Below are 14079 nucleotides of genomic sequence, written 5' to 3'. Positions count from 1 at the left end.
TCAAGCTGCACCGGCCGGTTTGACTGCCTATACGGCAGTCAAACTCTACCGCGCGGGTCTGGTTTAAAGATACAAGATGCCAACCAGGCACAGCTTTCGCGGCTGAAGATACTGTTATGCGAGTCCAGCTTTCGTAGGGGCGCTTCAGCCGCAGCAGCAGCCGTGGAAACGGCATCGCAGCACTGTTCGCGGCTGAAGCCGCTCCTGCATCCTCCTCGCCGCTTCCACGGACTCCGTCGCCGGCTCCGGCAGTTTTCGCAGTTGAAACCGCCCCTGCGAAAGCGTGGTGTGCATGGCATCATCTTTATCGGCGGAAGACGCGGCGGGGATACCAGAGTTTTGTCTCGGCCGCTCGTGCGGCCTTCTGCAGATTTGAAGCTCGAGACGGTGCCTCGGTCCTTTCAGCCCAGTAGCGCCGCCACTGCCGCCGGGCATGACGGAAACCAGAAGTGCACGTAGGACGCGGTGATGGCCCCCACGCGGTAAATGGCTTCGCCTTCGCCGCCGTCCGGCCGCTGCGCGCGCAGCCAGGGTTCGAGCGGCGTTTCGGCTTTCGAGTAGTGGAACGTGTGCCCGGTCAGCCGCCCCTGCGGAAAGTCCGCCTGCTGCATGCCGAGCGCGGCCAGCCGCTTCTGCATCAGCGCGCGGCCCGGCAGCAGGCCGCCGAAGGCGTGAGCAGTGCCGGCGATATCGACGATGGCTTCGAGCAGGCTCATCCAGCCACCGCATTCGGCCAGCACCGGTCTGCCGGCCGCCACATGGGCGCGCAAGCCGGCCCAGAAAGCAGTGCTGGCAGCGAGTGCGGCACCATGCAGTTCCGGATAGCCGCCCGGCAGCCACAGCGCGTCGCAGTCGGCTGGCAGGCCTTCGCCCGCCAGCGGCGAGAAGAACACCGGCTCCGCACCCAACGCCCGCAGGGTGTCGATATTGGCCGGGTAGATGAAACCGTAGGCGGCATCACGGGCGATGGCAATGCGCTTGCCGGCCAGCAGCGGCACAACGGCAGACGGCGGCACGGCGGGAAAATCGACCGCCGGCGGCAGTTCGGCGGCACCGGTCTGCGCCAGATGTTCGGCCAGGCGGTCGAGGCGGCTGCCGAGATCATCGATCTCCTGCGCCTGCAGCAGGCCGAGATGGCGTTCCGGCAGGGCCGCGGCGGCGTCGCGCATCACGGCGCCGAACCAGCGCATGCCCGCGGGCAGCGCCTCGCGCAGCAGCTGGGCGTGGCGCGCACTGCCGACGTAGTTGGCGAGCACGCCGGCAAAGGGGATGCCGGGCTGGTAGTGCGCCAGGCCCCAGGCCACCGCGCCGAAAGTCTGCGCCATCGCCCGCGCGTCGATCACCGCCATCACCGGAATGCCGAAGCGGCGCGCGATGTCCGCACCCGACGGCGCGCCGTCGTACAGCCCCATGACGCCTTCGATCAGGATCAGGTCGGCTTCGCAGGCTGCCGCATGCAGCCGCCGGGCGATGTCGGCCTCGCCGCACATGCCGAGGTCGACGTTGTACACCGGCGCGCCGCTGGCGACCGCGTGGATCTGCGGGTCGAGGAAATCCGGCCCGCACTTGAACACCCGCACCCTGCGCCCCAGCCGGGTATGCATGCGTGCAAGCGCGGCGGTGACGGTGGTCTTGCCCTGGCCCGACGCAGGCGCGGCGACGAACAGCGCCGGGCAGCGCGCGGTAGCGGCCATCAGCCCTGCTCGTCGGGATGCACTGCGGTACAGCCCGCATGCGGCGCCGGCGAGGACGGCGGCGGCTCGCTCGGCTGGAACCAGCTCAGGCGCGGGTACAGGCTGACGACGTCGCCCACCACCGTCAGCGACGGCGGCCGGATACCCTGCCGCTTCACCTCGTCGGCCAGCGTGGCGAGGTCTGCCTTGGCGACGCGCTGCGCATGCGTGGTGCCGCGCTCGATGACGGCCGCGGGCGTGCTCACCGGCAGGCCGTGGGCAACGAGCTGGGCGCAGATCTCCGCCAGCCGCGACACCCCCATGTAGATCACCAGCGTCTGGCCGCGATGGGCCAGCAGCGGCCAGTCGAGATCGAGCGAGCCGTCCTTCAGGTAGCCGGTGGTCAGCACCACCGACTGGGCGTGGTCGCGGTGCGTCAGCGGGATGCCGGCATAGGCGGCGATGCCCGCCGCCGCGGTGACGCCAGGCACCACTTCGACGGTGATGCCGGCTTCGAGCAGTTCTTCCATCTCCTCGCCGCCACGGCCGAAGATGAAGGGGTCGCCGCCCTTCAACCGCACCACGCGCTTGCCGGCCTGCGCCAGGCGCACCAGCAGGGCATTGATCTCGTGCTGCGGCAGGGTGTGGTCGGCCGCCTTCTTGCCGACGTAGATGCGCTCGGCCTCGGCCGGCGCGAGATCGATGATGGCCGGCGCGACCAGGTTGTCGTACACCACCACGTCCGCCGCGGCCACCAGGCGTGCGCCGCGCAGCGTCAGCAGCTCCGGGTCGCCCGGGCCGGCGCCCACCAGATAGACGTGGCCCGGCAGCGGGCCGGCGCGGAAGGCTGCAAGATCAGGGACTGGACTCATGGAACACGGGCTCGGACGGACATTCAATCAGGAACGAAGACGACGCGCCCTTCGCTTTCGAAGCGGCGCAGGGGGTGGCCGAAAGCCTGGCTCAACAGCTCGGCGCGCATCACGCTGTCGCGATCGCCGGCGATGACGCCGCCACGGCCGTCGAGCAGGATAACGTGATCCGCGTAGCGGGCGGCAAGATTGATGTCGTGCAGCACCAACACCGCGCCGGATTGCCGGCACGGCCCGGATGAATCGAAAGTGTCCGTCTCGGCACGGACGATGCGCCGGAACAGCTCGAGCGTGGCGATCTGGTGGTGAAGGTCGAGGTGGTTCAACGGCTCGTCGAGCAGCAAGAGCCGCGGTGCCTGGGCCAGCAGGGCGGCGATGGCAACGCGCTGGCGCTCGCCGCCGGACAGGGTCAGGACGTCACGGTTCTCGAAGCCCTGCAGGCCGACGTCGGCCAGCGCCCGGCGGGCGATGCCCTCGTCCCGTTCCGTTTCCCAGCCCCAGCGGCCGAGGTGCGGATGGCGGCCGATCAGCACCGTCTCCAGCACGGAGGCGGCGAACAGATCGGGCTGCTGCTGCGTCAGCAGCCCGCGAAAGCGCGCCGCCTCGGTGGCCGACCAGCCGGCATAAGGCCGCCCGCCGATGCGCACCTCGCCCGCCGACGGCGCACGCAAGCCGGCCAGGGTGTGCAGCAAGGTGGTCTTGCCCGCACCGTTCGGTCCCAGCAGGACCAGGCATTCGCCCGGCTTCAGGCTCATGCTGAAGGCGCAGCACAGCCAGCGCTCACCCACCTGCAATGCGAGGCCTTCGGCTTCGAGCAGCGGCCCGGTCTCATTCATCACGCTGCCGGCCATGTTCATCGCCGGTGCCTCGCCAGCAGGAACAGGAACACCGGCACGCCGATCAGCGCGGTCAGCACGCCCACCGGCAGTTGCTGCGGCGCGATCACGGTGCGCGCGGCGGTATCGGCCACCGTCAGCAAGGCACCGCCGGCCAGCGCCGCCGCCGGAATCAGCGTCCGCTGGTCGTTGCCCAGGGCCAGCCGCACCAGATGCGGCACGATCAGGCCGACGAAGCCCACCGAGCCGATCAGCGTCACCGCAGTGGCTGTCAGCAGCGAAGCCAGCACGTACAGGCCCATGCGCAGGCGGCGCACTTCGACGCCGAGCGACCGCGCATTCAGTTCGCCACGCGCCAGCACGTTGAGATCGCGCGCGAAGGGCATCACCGCCAGCAGTCCCAGCACCAGCACGACCACCCCGGGCCAGGGCCGCGCCGCACCGCTGGCGTCGCCCATCAGCCAGAACAGCATCGACTGCACGCGCACGTCGGACGCCAGCGCCAGCATCAGGGTCACCGCCGCGCCGCAGCCGGCGGCGACGATGACGCCAGTCAGCAGCAGCCGCGTCTGCGTCCAGCTGCCGTCGCCGTGCGCCAGGCCGAACACCAGCAGCATCGCCGTCAGCGCGCCGGCGAAGGCCAGCGCATCGACCCACAGCGAAGCCGCCCCGAGCAGGATCGCCACCAGCGCGCCAACCGCCGCGCCACCGGAAATGCCCAGGATGTAGGGATCGGCCAGCGGATTGCGCAGTAGCACCTGCATCACCGCGCCGGCCATGGCGAGCAGGCCGCCGCAGACGAAGGTGGCGACCGCGCGCGGCAGGCGCAGCTCGCGCACGATGCCGGCAGCCATGCCCTCGCCGCCGGCCAGCGCGACCAGCACCTCACCCGGCCCGATCGGCATCTCGCCCGCCATCAGCGCCCATGCGAAAGCCAGCACACCGGCCGCCAGCAGTGCGGCGATCACCGACACGGCATGGGTGCGCGGCTTCATCCGGATCGGCGGCCGGAGAAGCCGTCAGCGCGGCGCATAACGCAGCCCGACGAACACGCTGGCACCCGGTGTGCGGTAGCCCCGCGCCAGTTCGTAGTCCGCATCGAGGAGATTGTTCGCCCGCGCCTCGATGCGCCATTGCGGCGACAGGCGGTAATGCAGATAGGCATCGAGCAGGCCGTAGCCATGCAGATCCACGGTGTTGGCCGCATCGTCGTGGCGGCGGCCGGCACCGTTCCATTCCACGCCCCAGTCCAGCGGCCCGGCGGTATGGGCCAGCCGCAGGAAACCGGACTGCCGTGCCCGCCGCGGCAGCCGCCGGCCGTTCTGTTCGTCCTTCGCATCCAGCCAGTCCAGGCCCGCGCTGACGGTGAATGCGCCCAGCAACAGCATGTAGCCGAGCTCCGCCCCCTTGAGCCGCGCCTCGGCGACGTTGACCTGCTGTCCCCGCAACGCATACACCGGGTTGCCGGCGATCAGGTCCTTGACCCGGTTGTCGAAGTAGTTCAGTTCGACGCTGTGCGCGCCCCGGGTCCAGCGGATGCCGAGTTCGCGGTTCAGCGCCCGTTCCGGCTTCAGATCGGGATTGCCGTGGTAGCTGGTCGGCGACGACGCCATCGGCCAGTAGAGTTGGTTGAAGGTCGGCGCGTTGAAGGCGGTGGCGATGCTGCCGCGCAGGCGCAGCGAAGGCGTCAGGTCGTAGCCGTAGGCAAGCAGGCCGGTGGTCTTGCCGCCGAACTGGGAGTTGTCGTCGTGGCGGGCGTTGAGCTGCAGGTGGTGGGCGTCGATCTGTGCCGACCAGCCGAGCAGCAGCGAACTCACCCGGCGGCTGTCCTTGTTGTACACGGTGGTGCTGTCGAGCCGGGTTTCGACGTATTCATAGGCCAGCAGCAGCCTGCCCAGTGGCAGATCGACGTCGTGCTGCCACATCAGTTGATCCTGCTCGGTGTCGTGCCGGCTCGGCGCCGCGGCGCTCGCCCGGTTCAGCGACTCGTCGATGCTGCGGCCCAGGCGCAGGGTGCTGGTCCAGCCGGCACGCAGCTCGTTGCGCAGATGCAGGCTCAGCGTGCCGGCGGTCTTGTCCATCCAGGAGTCGAAATAGCTCGCCGCCGAGGCATCGTAACGGCTGCGGCTGTCCGAGTACGTGAAACCCAGGCCGATCTCGTCCCTGTCGCGGAAGCCCAGCGTGACCGAGCCGCCGGCATGGGTGTTGCGGAAGCCGTCGTCGTCGGCCCAGTAGGACGTCCGCGGCGGTGTGCCCGCCCAGAAGGCGGGGTCGCGCTTCGAGTTGAAGCCGTCGGTGTGCTCGGCGCCCACGTTAAGGCTGTAGCGCAGCCGCCCGACCCCGCCCGACAGCGCGGCCGATGCCTTGCGGGTGTGTTCGGAGCCGTAGCCGACGAAGAGCTCCGGCCTGAAGCCCGCCTCGCCCTTGCGGGTAAACACCTGGATCACGCCGCCGATGGCCTCCGAGCCGTACAGCGCGCTGGCCGGCCCGCGCAGCACTTCGATGCGCTCGATCAGGCCGAGCGGAATGTTCTCCAGCGTCGGCGCCCCCGAACTGGCCGAGCCGACCCGCACACCATCGATCAGCAGCAGCGTGTGCCGCGCCTCGGCGCCCCGGACGTAGACGTTCGCATTCGCCCCCGCGCCGCCGTTGGCCGTGACCCGGATGCCGGGCAGCGCCCGCAGCACCTCGATCAGCGAGGAATGCCCGGCGCGCTCGATGTCCTCGCGCTCGATCACCTCCACCGCGGCCAGGCTGTCCTCGATGCGCTGCTGCTGGCGGGAGGCGGTGACGACGACGGCTTCGAGGGCGCCGCCGCCCGGCGCGGGCGCTGCCAGCAGCGGAAAAGGCAGCACCAGTGCGGCGGCAAGCATGGAGAAACGGACGGCGGGCATGGGGAACGACGGCTCAGCGCGGCGCATAGCGCAGTGTGACGAAGGCATTGGCACCGGCGGTGGCGAAGTTGCGGGCAAGCTGGTAGTCCTTGTCGAAGACGTTGTTCGCCCGCAGCTCGAGCCGCAGTTCGGGCGTCAGCTGGTGATGGACCCAGGCATTGACGATGCCGTAGCCGCCCAGCCGCGTGCCGGCGTCCTCGCGCTCGCTCTGCCCGCGCCATTCGGCCCCCCAGCTCCACTTGCCGACCGTACGGTCGATGCCGAGCGAACCCGCGCGGCGCGCGCGGCGCACCAGGCGGGCGTCCGTATCCTCGTCCTTGGCGTCGAGCAGGTCGATCGTCGCCCGCACGCGGTAGTCGGCCACGGTCGCGCTCACGCCCCATTCCAGCCCTTCCAGCCTGGCGCGGCCGACGTTGTCCGGGGTGCTGCCCCACTGGATCAGGTTCTTCACCCGGTTGTTGTAATAGGTGGCCGTCATCTGCAGCCCGCCCTGCTCCCAGACCAGGCCGATTTCGCGGTTCAGCGATTCCTCGGGCTTAAGGTCCGGGTTGCCGCCGAAGCAGCCGAAAGGCGGAAAGCAGGCGAGCGGGAAGTACAGATCATTGAAGGTCGGTGCCTTGAAGGCCGTGCCGATACTGCCGCGCAGCCGCCATTCAGGCAGGAACTGGTAGCCGTAGGCGAGCAGCCCGGTGGTCTTGCCGCCGAACTGCGAATCGTCGTCGTGGCGGGCGTTGATCTGCAGATGATGCTTGTCGAACTGCCCGCCCCAGCCCAGCAGCACCGAATCCACCCGGCGCGTGTCACGTTCGTAGGTGCCGGTGGTGTCGATGCTCTGCTCCAGATGCTCGACCGCCGCGAGCAGCAGGCCGCCGCCCAGCGAAACGTCGTTCTGCCACGCGAACTGGGTCTGCTCGGTGTCGAAGCGGTCCGTCGGCGCCGTGCTCCATTTGCTGTGCGAACGGTCCTTGCTGTAGCCCAGGCGCAGCGTGCTCACCCAGCCGTCGGCAAGCTTGTTGCGCATGTGGATGCCGGCGGTGTCCAGACCCTTGCTCACGCGGGCATCGTATTCGGTGTCGGAATCGAACCAGTTGCGCCCTTCGGAATGGAACAGCGTCAGCCCGATCTCGTCGTCGTCCCTGAATCCCAGCGAGGCGGACGCACTCAGATAGTCGTTGTGGAAGCCGTCGCGATCGCGGTCGGCCACGGTGGCAGGGTTCTTTCGCGCATTGAAGCCGTCGGTGCGCTCGCGCCCCGCCGACAGGTTGTAGCGCAGGCGGTCCTGGCCGCCGGCCACCGTCGCGCCGAGTGCGTAGCTATGCTCGGTACCGGCGCCCACGCGCAGGCTGGGATGGAAGCCCGCCGTGCCCTTGCGCGTGAAGATCTGGATCACGCCGCCGATGGCATCCGAGCCGTACAGCGCGCTCGCCGGTCCGCGCAGGATCTCGATGCGCTCGATCAATTCGGGCGGAATCGTCTCCAGCGCAGGCTGGCCGGAGGTGGCCGAGCCGACCCGCATGCCATCGACGAGCACCAGCGTATGCCCGGAATTGGCGCCGCGGATGAAGATACCGGTATTGGCGCCGGGACCGCCGTTGCTGCTCACCTGGATGCCGGGCTGCGCCGCCAGCAAATCGGTCAGCGTGCTGTGGCCGCCGCGTTCGATCTGCTCGCGCGTGATCACATCGACGCTGGACAAGGTCTCGTCGGCGCGTTGCTGCTGACGGGTGGCAGTGACGACGACCGCCTCGCCCAACTGGTCTTGCGCATGCACGGACGGTAGGTACATCGGAAAAGCGCTGGCCACGGCGATCGCCGTGGTACAGAAGCGGATCTTCATCGTTTCGATCTCCCTGCGCCAAGGCGCCGCGTCCCCGCGCGCCATGGCGATACGCAACAGGACGGTCTCCGGGAGAGAAAAGGAAACGAACGGCGCTGCAGAACGCACCATGCCATCGCCGCCACCCCGCGACACATCCGCCAATTCGCGCTACGGCCGGTCTCCGGGCTCGTGTGTGTACCGGCCTGTCGGCTGGACGGATGGACCGCCTTCCCAGGTCATGAACCCAGTGGCTGCGTGGTCCACCTTGCGCACACCTACCGTTGCGGGGGCAGCACAGGTATTGCGGCCTCATGGCGAGATGGGCCGCGCACCTGTTTCCCGTTCAACCCCGGGCGTGAATCGCCCGCGGGCACCGATGACGCGCCGCCCCTTCCGGGGCAGTGGGGGCGGATGATACCGTACCGGCCAGTATCGTGCACTGCACCAGCACAAGGCCCCAGCGGCGAAAAAGGCAATCAGCACCATGACATACGAACTGATCCTGGGTGGCGCCCGTTCCGGCAAGAGCCGCGAAGCCGAAAGCCGCGCCGCCGCATCCGGCCTGGCCGTCACCGTGATCGCCACCGCCGAGGCACTCGACGACGAAATGGCGGCACGCATCCGCCGCCACCAGGCCGACCGGCCGCCAGGCTGGCGCACCGTCGAAGCACCGGTGGCATTGGCCGCCGCGCTGCGCCGCGAAGCCGCGCCGGAGCGCTGCCTGCTGGTGGACTGCCTGACGCTGTGGCTGGCCAACCTGCTGACCGACGCCGACAGCCTGCCGCCCGGCGCCGATGCCGAAGCCCTGCCGCTGTTCCGCGCCGAGCGCGACGCCCTGCTCGCCACCCTGCCGACCCTGCCCGGCCGCATCATCCTGGTCGCCAACGAAGTCGGCCTCGGCCTGGTGCCGGAAACCCCGCTCGGCCGCCTGTTCCGCGACGAAGCCGGACGGCTGAACCAGGCCGTCGCCGCGCTGTGCCCACGCGTGGTGTTCGTCGCCGCCGGCCTGCCGCTGGTGCTGAAGGGCGGCTAAACTGGAAGCCGATGGACGATACGGGAGACTGCCATGGGCCTGCCTGCGGAAAGCCATGCGATGACGCTGGATGAATTCCTCGCCTGGGAAGCGGACCAGCCTGAACGCTGGGAATTTTTCCACGGCGAAGCCTTCATGATGGCCGGCGGGTCGGATCTGCATAATCTCGTTTCCGGCAACACCTACATGGCGTTGCGCAACGCCCTGCGCGGTACGCCCTGCTCTGTCTTCATGTCCGACGTCCGCCTGCGCCTGGCCGAGACGGACGATCTCTTCTACCCCGACGTCTTCGTCACCTGCTCGGACGCCGATCGCGAACGCCGCCAGCTCAAGGAAGAGCCGGTGCTGATCGCCGAAGTGCTGTCGCCCTCGACCGAAGCCTACGATCGCGGCGCCAAGTTCGCCGCCTATCGCCGCTTCCCCGGGCTCAAGACGGTGTTGTTCCTGTCGCAGGAACGTGCCCAGGTCGAGTGCTATTCCCGCACCGCCGAAGGTGACTGGTTGCTGACCGAAGCCAGCAGCGAGGCCGCCAGCCTCGCCCTGCCCGCATTCGGCTTCAGGCTGTGGTACTGGCAGAGCTGTATCAGGATCTACCCGCCGATCCCGCCTGAAATCATCGCCCGCCGGCTTCGTCCAGCCTGCGGATCCGTTCCGCAGTCGGCGGATGAGTGGAGAGGTAGCGCCACCAGCCTTCGTCATGGCAGTCGTCGTGGACCCCACCGGCCTCCTGCCCGCAGCCTGCGGCATGGCGCTTGTCCAGCCGCGCCAGCAGGCTGCCCAGCAGCGCGGGCGGCAGGCCGTGCCGCTGCAGCAGCTCGGCTGCGTGGCGGTCGGCCTCGAACTCGAAATCGCGCGAATAGCCGAGCTCGGTGAGGATCACCGGCACGGCCGCAACCACCGACGAGATCGACGACACGTCGCCGGTCAGCACCGTCGCCGCCAGGCCCACGGCCGAGCCCTGGATCGCACGGCGCAGGGCGTGGCGATGCTCGACGTGGCCGATCTCGTGGGCGAGCACGCCGATCAGCTCCTCGTCGCTGCCGGCCAGCCGCACCAGTTGGTCGGTGAACACCATCGTGCCCGACGGCAGCGCCAGCGCGTTCGGCCCCAGGGTGTCGGCGGCATCGCGGAACTCCACCCGCAGCGGCATACCGCCGCCCGCATCGCGCATGAATGGCTCGAAGCGCGCGCGCAATCGCGCCTGTTCTTCTTCGGACAGCGTGCTGGGCGCGAGCATGCTGCCATCGAGCAGTTCGAGCACGCCGTCGCCCAGCCGCGCCGCCAGATGCGGCGGTACCGCGTGCGCCGCCGACTCGGCCAGCGCCGGAATGCCATGGCGCACCACGCCCCAGGCGAAGGCTACCGTCACCGCAAGGCCGAGCAGCACGTAGCGCAGCCGCGATTCCAGCCGGTGAGCCAGATCGTGCCGCGGCCGCAGCGGCGCCAGCAGCGCATCGACCGCGGCGTTGTCGGCGGTCTCGAACGCGCCCTCGTCAGGAAAACGGATGAAACGCGGCGTGCCGCCCACGCGCGAACTCACCTCCAGCGCGGCGAGCGGCCGGGGGCCGGCGAGCTTCTCGCCATTGCCGGCTTCGACCCATGCACCATCGGCGCCGCTACGCAGCACCGCCCGCAGCCGCGCCGAGCCGCCCGGCGCGAAGTAGGCACCGGCGACTCCGTCCGCCGCGGCGCCGGCCGGAGTCGCGGATGGCTGCGTCACAAACCGCTGCGTCACAAACCGATATCCACGTCGAACAGTTCGGCCATCTCGCCGCCGGTCGAGGACACTGCATCGCGCTGCGCAGCGACGAAGCCATCGAGATCGTCCTCGGCGACGAAATCGGTATGCTCGGCCGCGTAGCGCGCATTACGCACCCTGGCCCAGGGGTAGAACAGACCCAGCGTCAGCACCATACCCAGCGCGTTGCCGAGCATCAGCATCAGGTACGAACCGAACTCGTAGCGGGCGACGAAGCGATGCCCGCCGAGCACGCTGCTGCCGAACACCAGGTTGGTGAAACGGGCCTTGAACCATGCGACCAGCACCAGCCAGACGAGGGCCATCGCCACCATGCCCAGCGGCGGGAACAGCATGCCGAGCAGGAAGCTGGTTACGCCGCCGGCGGCGGCGATCAGCAGCACCAGTCCGAACAGGCGGTAGAACGGGCGTGCGCCCGCCTCGAAGCCGAAACGGCTGGTGCCGTAGCGCGCGTTGTCGATCACGAAGCGCTGCTGACGCTGCATCGCCAGCGGTATCAGCAGGCCCAGGCTCAGCACGCCGGCCAGCGGCCACAGCAGCAGCGCCTTCACTGCCTCGCCCACCTTGCCGTCGAAGCCGAAGCGCACGCCGCGCCAGGCACTGTGATGGTTGCGGAAGGCCAGCGAACGCACCACGATCCACGGCGTGGCGATCATCAGCAACAGCATCAGCGCCGCACCGACCAGCGGCACCAGATTGTCGGCGACGACGTAGATCGCGAACAGCGCGAAGGCGATCAGCCTTCCCTTCAGGATCTGCTTCGGCGTCGCCAGGTATTCGAAACTGCTGCCGTCCAGGCTGGTGTTGCCGTAGAAGTAGCGCTGCGTGCGCACCTTGGCCCAGGCCGAATAGATGCCCAGCGTGACGATGGACAACAGCACGTTGACGATCCAGATGCGGAAGAACTCGCCCCCCTTGCCGGCAAAGGCGAAAGGCAGCACCCGCGGCCCGTCGCCGGCCACGGCCGGCACCGCCGCCGGCGGCAGCGGCTCGCCGCCGGCCAGTTCGCTACCGAACACATTTCCAAGGACCGCTTCCGTCATTCCTGCCTCCCGCAGAGCACATGATCCGAGTCACGATGCGCCAGGGGCAGGCATCGCCGAAAAATCCGGCTGCGATGATACAGGCAATGACAATTAAATTGAATGAGAATCAGTCACAAGCCAGTCCCCGCCACACCCGGGCAAGCCCGAGGTGCCGCAACCAGCACGATCTGCTACCTTTCGCCTCGTACCTGCGCCCCGCCACGACCGCAACCGAACGACAGCACCCGCGAATCCCTCATGCAGACCCACATCATTCCCCCGAACCAGGCACTCGCCACAGCACTGCAGCAGAAGATCGACCGCAAGACCAAGCCGCTCGGCGCGCTTGGCCGCCTGGAGACGCTCGCCCTTCAGATCGGCCTCGTCCAGCAGACGCTGGAACCCGAACTGCGCCAACCCCAGATCGTCATCTTCGCCGGCGACCACGGCGCGGCACGGGCCGGCGTGTCGGCCTATCCGCAGGACGTCACCTGGCAGATGATCGAGAACTTCCTCGCCGGCGGCGCGGCGATCAACGTCTTCTGCCGGCAGATGGAACTGGGCCTGAGCGTCGTCGACGCCGGCGTCAACCATGACTTCGGCAAGCGCGACGGCCTGATCGACGCCAAGATCGCCCCCGGCACGGCGAACTACCTCGACCAGCCGGCCATGACCGCCGCGCAGCGCGACGCCGCTCTGCAGCGCGGACGCGAGATCGCCCATGCGCTGGCGGACAACGGCTGCAACTGTGTCGGTTTCGGCGAAATGGGCATCGGCAACACCGCCTCGGCTTCCTTGCTGACGACCTGCCTGATCGGCGCCGAACACGGCGCGGACCTCTACACCGTGACCGGGCCCGGCACCGGACTCGACGACACGGGCCTGGCACACAAGCGCGAACTGCTGAAGGAAGCGCTGCATCGCGGCGGCTGGCCGACCGATCCGCTGCAGGCGCTGTCCGAATACGGCGGCTTCGAAATCGCGATGATGGCCGGCGCCATGCTCGGCGCAGCCGAGCGGCGCATGCTGATCGTCATCGACGGCTTCATCGTCACCTCAGCGCTGCTGGTCGCCCACGCTCTCAACCCGAACCTGCTGCCTTACTGCGTGTTCGCCCACCGCTCGCTCGAACCCGGCCACCGCGTGCAGTTGTCCTTCCTGATGACCCAGCCGCTGGTCGAACTCGATCTGCGCCTCGGCGAAGGCACCGGTGCGGCACTGGCCTGGCCGCTGCTGCAGGCGGCGGTGAATTTCCTCAACGACATGGCGAGCTTCGAATCGGCCGGCGTCGATTCCTCCAGCAGCAGCGGACAGCATGCCGCAGACGGCCTGACCCCAGCGTACTGACGCATCGATGCGCCACCAGGCGGAACTGTTCTTCACCGCGCTCGGCTTCTTCACCCGCCTGCCGGTTCCCGCCTGGGTGCCCTGGTCATCCGAGCGCCTGCGCCATGCGGTGCACTACCTGGCGCTGATCGGCTGGATCGTGGGCCTCGCCGGCGCGGCGGGCTACCTCGTGCTGTCGTGGCTGCTTCCGCCTGCGCTGGCCGTCGTGCTGTCGATGGCGCTCACCATCCGCCTCACCGGCGCGCTGCACGAGGACGGCTTCGCCGACGCCTGCGACGGCCTCGGCGGCGGCTGGGACAAGGCCCAGGCGCTGGCGATCATGAAGGACTCGCACATCGGCAGCTACGGCGCGATCGGCATCGTGCTGATGCTGCTGGCGAAGGCCGCGGCGCTGGTGGAACTGGCGGCGATCGGCAGCTTCGACGCACAAGGCATGCCGATCGGCATCGTCGCCGCGCTGCTGGTCGCCCATCCGCTGTCGCGCCTGGCGGCCACCAGCCTGGTCCATCTGCTGCCCTATGCACGTGACGACGACAGCAGCAAATCCCGGCCGCTGGCGCAGCGCCTGACGCCGGCCGGGCTCGCCATCGCCTGTCTCTGCGGCCTGTTGCCGCTGGCCCTGCTGACGCCGGCCGAAGCCCTGGCGGCCCTCGCCGCCACCGCCCTCGTCACCGCCTGGTGCGCACGCCTGTGCATGCGCCGGCTCGGCGGCCATACCGGCGACCTGCTCGGCGCCACCCAGCAACTGGCCGAACTGGCCTGCTACGCCGGTCTGCTGGCCGCACCCCGGCTGACCGCACTGTTCGCCACCACATAGCAAC

General features: G+C 69.1%; 11 protein-coding genes, 1 pseudogene and 1 riboswitch. Of the genes and pseudogenes, 4 read left to right on the top strand and 8 right to left on the bottom strand.

The window, feature by feature from the left end; genetic code table 11:
- Nucleotides 1-401: 401 nt before the first annotated feature.
- Genes NX068_RS12515 through NX068_RS12490 form a run of 6 tightly spaced genes read right to left on the bottom strand, consistent with a single transcriptional unit; the run spans nt 402 to nt 8112 of the window.
- On the bottom strand, nt 402-1694 hold the full coding sequence (locus tag NX068_RS12515) for a cobyrinic acid a,c-diamide synthase CobB (protein ID WP_263461593.1): 1293 nt from the start codon (nt 1692-1694) through the stop codon (nt 402-404).
- Entirely contained in the window at nt 1694-2545 is an 852-nt protein-coding gene (cobA, locus tag NX068_RS12510) for a uroporphyrinogen-III C-methyltransferase (protein ID WP_263461592.1), read from the bottom strand. Before cobA ends, NX068_RS12515 begins: the two co-directional genes overlap by 1 nt.
- 23 nt (nt 2546-2568) lie before the next feature.
- Entirely contained in the window at nt 2569-3402 is an 834-nt protein-coding gene (locus tag NX068_RS12505; RefSeq protein ID WP_263461591.1) for an ABC transporter ATP-binding protein, read from the bottom strand.
- Nucleotides 3399-4376, bottom strand: a complete 978-nt coding sequence (locus NX068_RS12500; RefSeq protein ID WP_263461590.1) for a FecCD family ABC transporter permease — start codon at nt 4374-4376, stop codon at nt 3399-3401. Before NX068_RS12500 ends, NX068_RS12505 begins: the two co-directional genes overlap by 4 nt.
- A 24-nt stretch (nt 4377-4400) precedes the next feature.
- The gene (locus NX068_RS12495; RefSeq protein ID WP_263461589.1) at nt 4401-6275 is read right to left on the bottom strand and encodes a TonB-dependent receptor domain-containing protein; all 1875 of its coding nucleotides are present in this window, start codon (nt 6273-6275) and stop codon (nt 4401-4403) included.
- A 13-nt stretch (nt 6276-6288) separates the two neighbouring features.
- Nucleotides 6289-8112 carry a TonB-dependent receptor domain-containing protein gene (locus tag NX068_RS12490; protein WP_263461588.1) on the bottom strand — a complete coding sequence of 608 codons (1824 nt, stop codon included), beginning with the start codon at nt 8110-8112 and terminating at the stop codon, nt 6289-6291.
- A 140-nt stretch (nt 8113-8252) separates the two neighbouring features.
- Nucleotides 8253-8487, bottom strand: a riboswitch (cobalamin riboswitch).
- Nucleotides 8488-8578: 91 nt separating this feature from the next.
- On the opposite strand from NX068_RS12490, the gene cobU reads away from it, so the two are divergent.
- Nucleotides 8579-9127, top strand: coding sequence for a bifunctional adenosylcobinamide kinase/adenosylcobinamide-phosphate guanylyltransferase (gene cobU, locus NX068_RS12485; RefSeq protein ID WP_263461587.1), 549 nt, complete (start codon nt 8579-8581; stop codon nt 9125-9127).
- A 33-nt stretch (nt 9128-9160) separates the two neighbouring features.
- Nucleotides 9161-9625, top strand: a pseudogene (locus NX068_RS12480) (Uma2 family endonuclease); the annotation flags it as partial.
- A 115-nt stretch (nt 9626-9740) separates the two neighbouring features.
- On the opposite strand, the gene NX068_RS12475 reads toward NX068_RS12480, so the two are convergent.
- Nucleotides 9741-10847, bottom strand: coding sequence for a M48 family metallopeptidase (locus NX068_RS12475; RefSeq protein WP_263461586.1), 1107 nt, complete (start codon nt 10845-10847; stop codon nt 9741-9743).
- 11 nt (nt 10848-10858) lie between these two features.
- A complete protein-coding gene (locus NX068_RS12470; RefSeq protein ID WP_263461585.1) occupies nt 10859-11929 on the bottom strand; it encodes a YjgN family protein in 1071 nt (356 codons plus the stop codon).
- A 240-nt stretch (nt 11930-12169) separates the two neighbouring features.
- On the opposite strand from NX068_RS12470, the gene cobT reads away from it, so the two are divergent.
- A complete protein-coding gene (gene cobT, locus NX068_RS12465; protein ID WP_263461584.1) occupies nt 12170-13258 on the top strand; it encodes a nicotinate-nucleotide--dimethylbenzimidazole phosphoribosyltransferase in 1089 nt (362 codons plus the stop codon).
- A 7-nt stretch (nt 13259-13265) separates the two neighbouring features.
- Nucleotides 13266-14075, top strand: a complete 810-nt coding sequence (locus NX068_RS12460) for an adenosylcobinamide-GDP ribazoletransferase (RefSeq protein WP_263461583.1) — start codon at nt 13266-13268, stop codon at nt 14073-14075.
- The last annotated feature ends 4 nt before the right edge of the window (nt 14076-14079 follow it).

Origin of the sequence: Thauera carbonicopians (assembly GCF_025699485.1) — a bacterium.
Taxonomy (GTDB): Bacteria; Pseudomonadota; Gammaproteobacteria; order Burkholderiales; family Rhodocyclaceae; genus Thauera.
The sequence above is the reverse complement of the archived record's forward strand: the minus strand, read 5'-3'. Positions and strand labels throughout refer to the sequence as shown.

What these genes read in the sequence shown, in the direction of transcription:
- NX068_RS12515 (WP_263461593.1), bottom strand. Translation starts at nt 1,694, where the DNA reads ATGGCCGCTACCGCGCGCTGCCCGGCGCTGTTCGTCGCCGCGCCTGCG.
- cobA (WP_263461592.1), bottom strand. Translation starts at nt 2,545, where the DNA reads ATGAGTCCAGTCCCTGATCTTGCAGCCTTCCGCGCCGGCCCGCTGCCG.
- NX068_RS12505 (WP_263461591.1), bottom strand. Translation starts at nt 3,402, where the DNA reads ATGAACATGGCCGGCAGCGTGATGAATGAGACCGGGCCGCTGCTCGAA.
- NX068_RS12500 (WP_263461590.1), bottom strand. Translation starts at nt 4,376, where the DNA reads ATGAAGCCGCGCACCCATGCCGTGTCGGTGATCGCCGCACTGCTGGCG.
- NX068_RS12495 (WP_263461589.1), bottom strand. Translation starts at nt 6,275, where the DNA reads ATGCCCGCCGTCCGTTTCTCCATGCTTGCCGCCGCACTGGTGCTGCCT.
- NX068_RS12490 (WP_263461588.1), bottom strand. Translation starts at nt 8,112, where the DNA reads ATGAAGATCCGCTTCTGTACCACGGCGATCGCCGTGGCCAGCGCTTTT.
- cobU (WP_263461587.1), top strand. Translation starts at nt 8,579, where the DNA reads ATGACATACGAACTGATCCTGGGTGGCGCCCGTTCCGGCAAGAGCCGC.
- NX068_RS12470 (WP_263461585.1), bottom strand. Translation starts at nt 11,929, where the DNA reads ATGACGGAAGCGGTCCTTGGAAATGTGTTCGGTAGCGAACTGGCCGGC.
- cobT (WP_263461584.1), top strand. Translation starts at nt 12,170, where the DNA reads ATGCAGACCCACATCATTCCCCCGAACCAGGCACTCGCCACAGCACTG.
- NX068_RS12460 (WP_263461583.1), top strand. Translation starts at nt 13,266, where the DNA reads ATGCGCCACCAGGCGGAACTGTTCTTCACCGCGCTCGGCTTCTTCACC.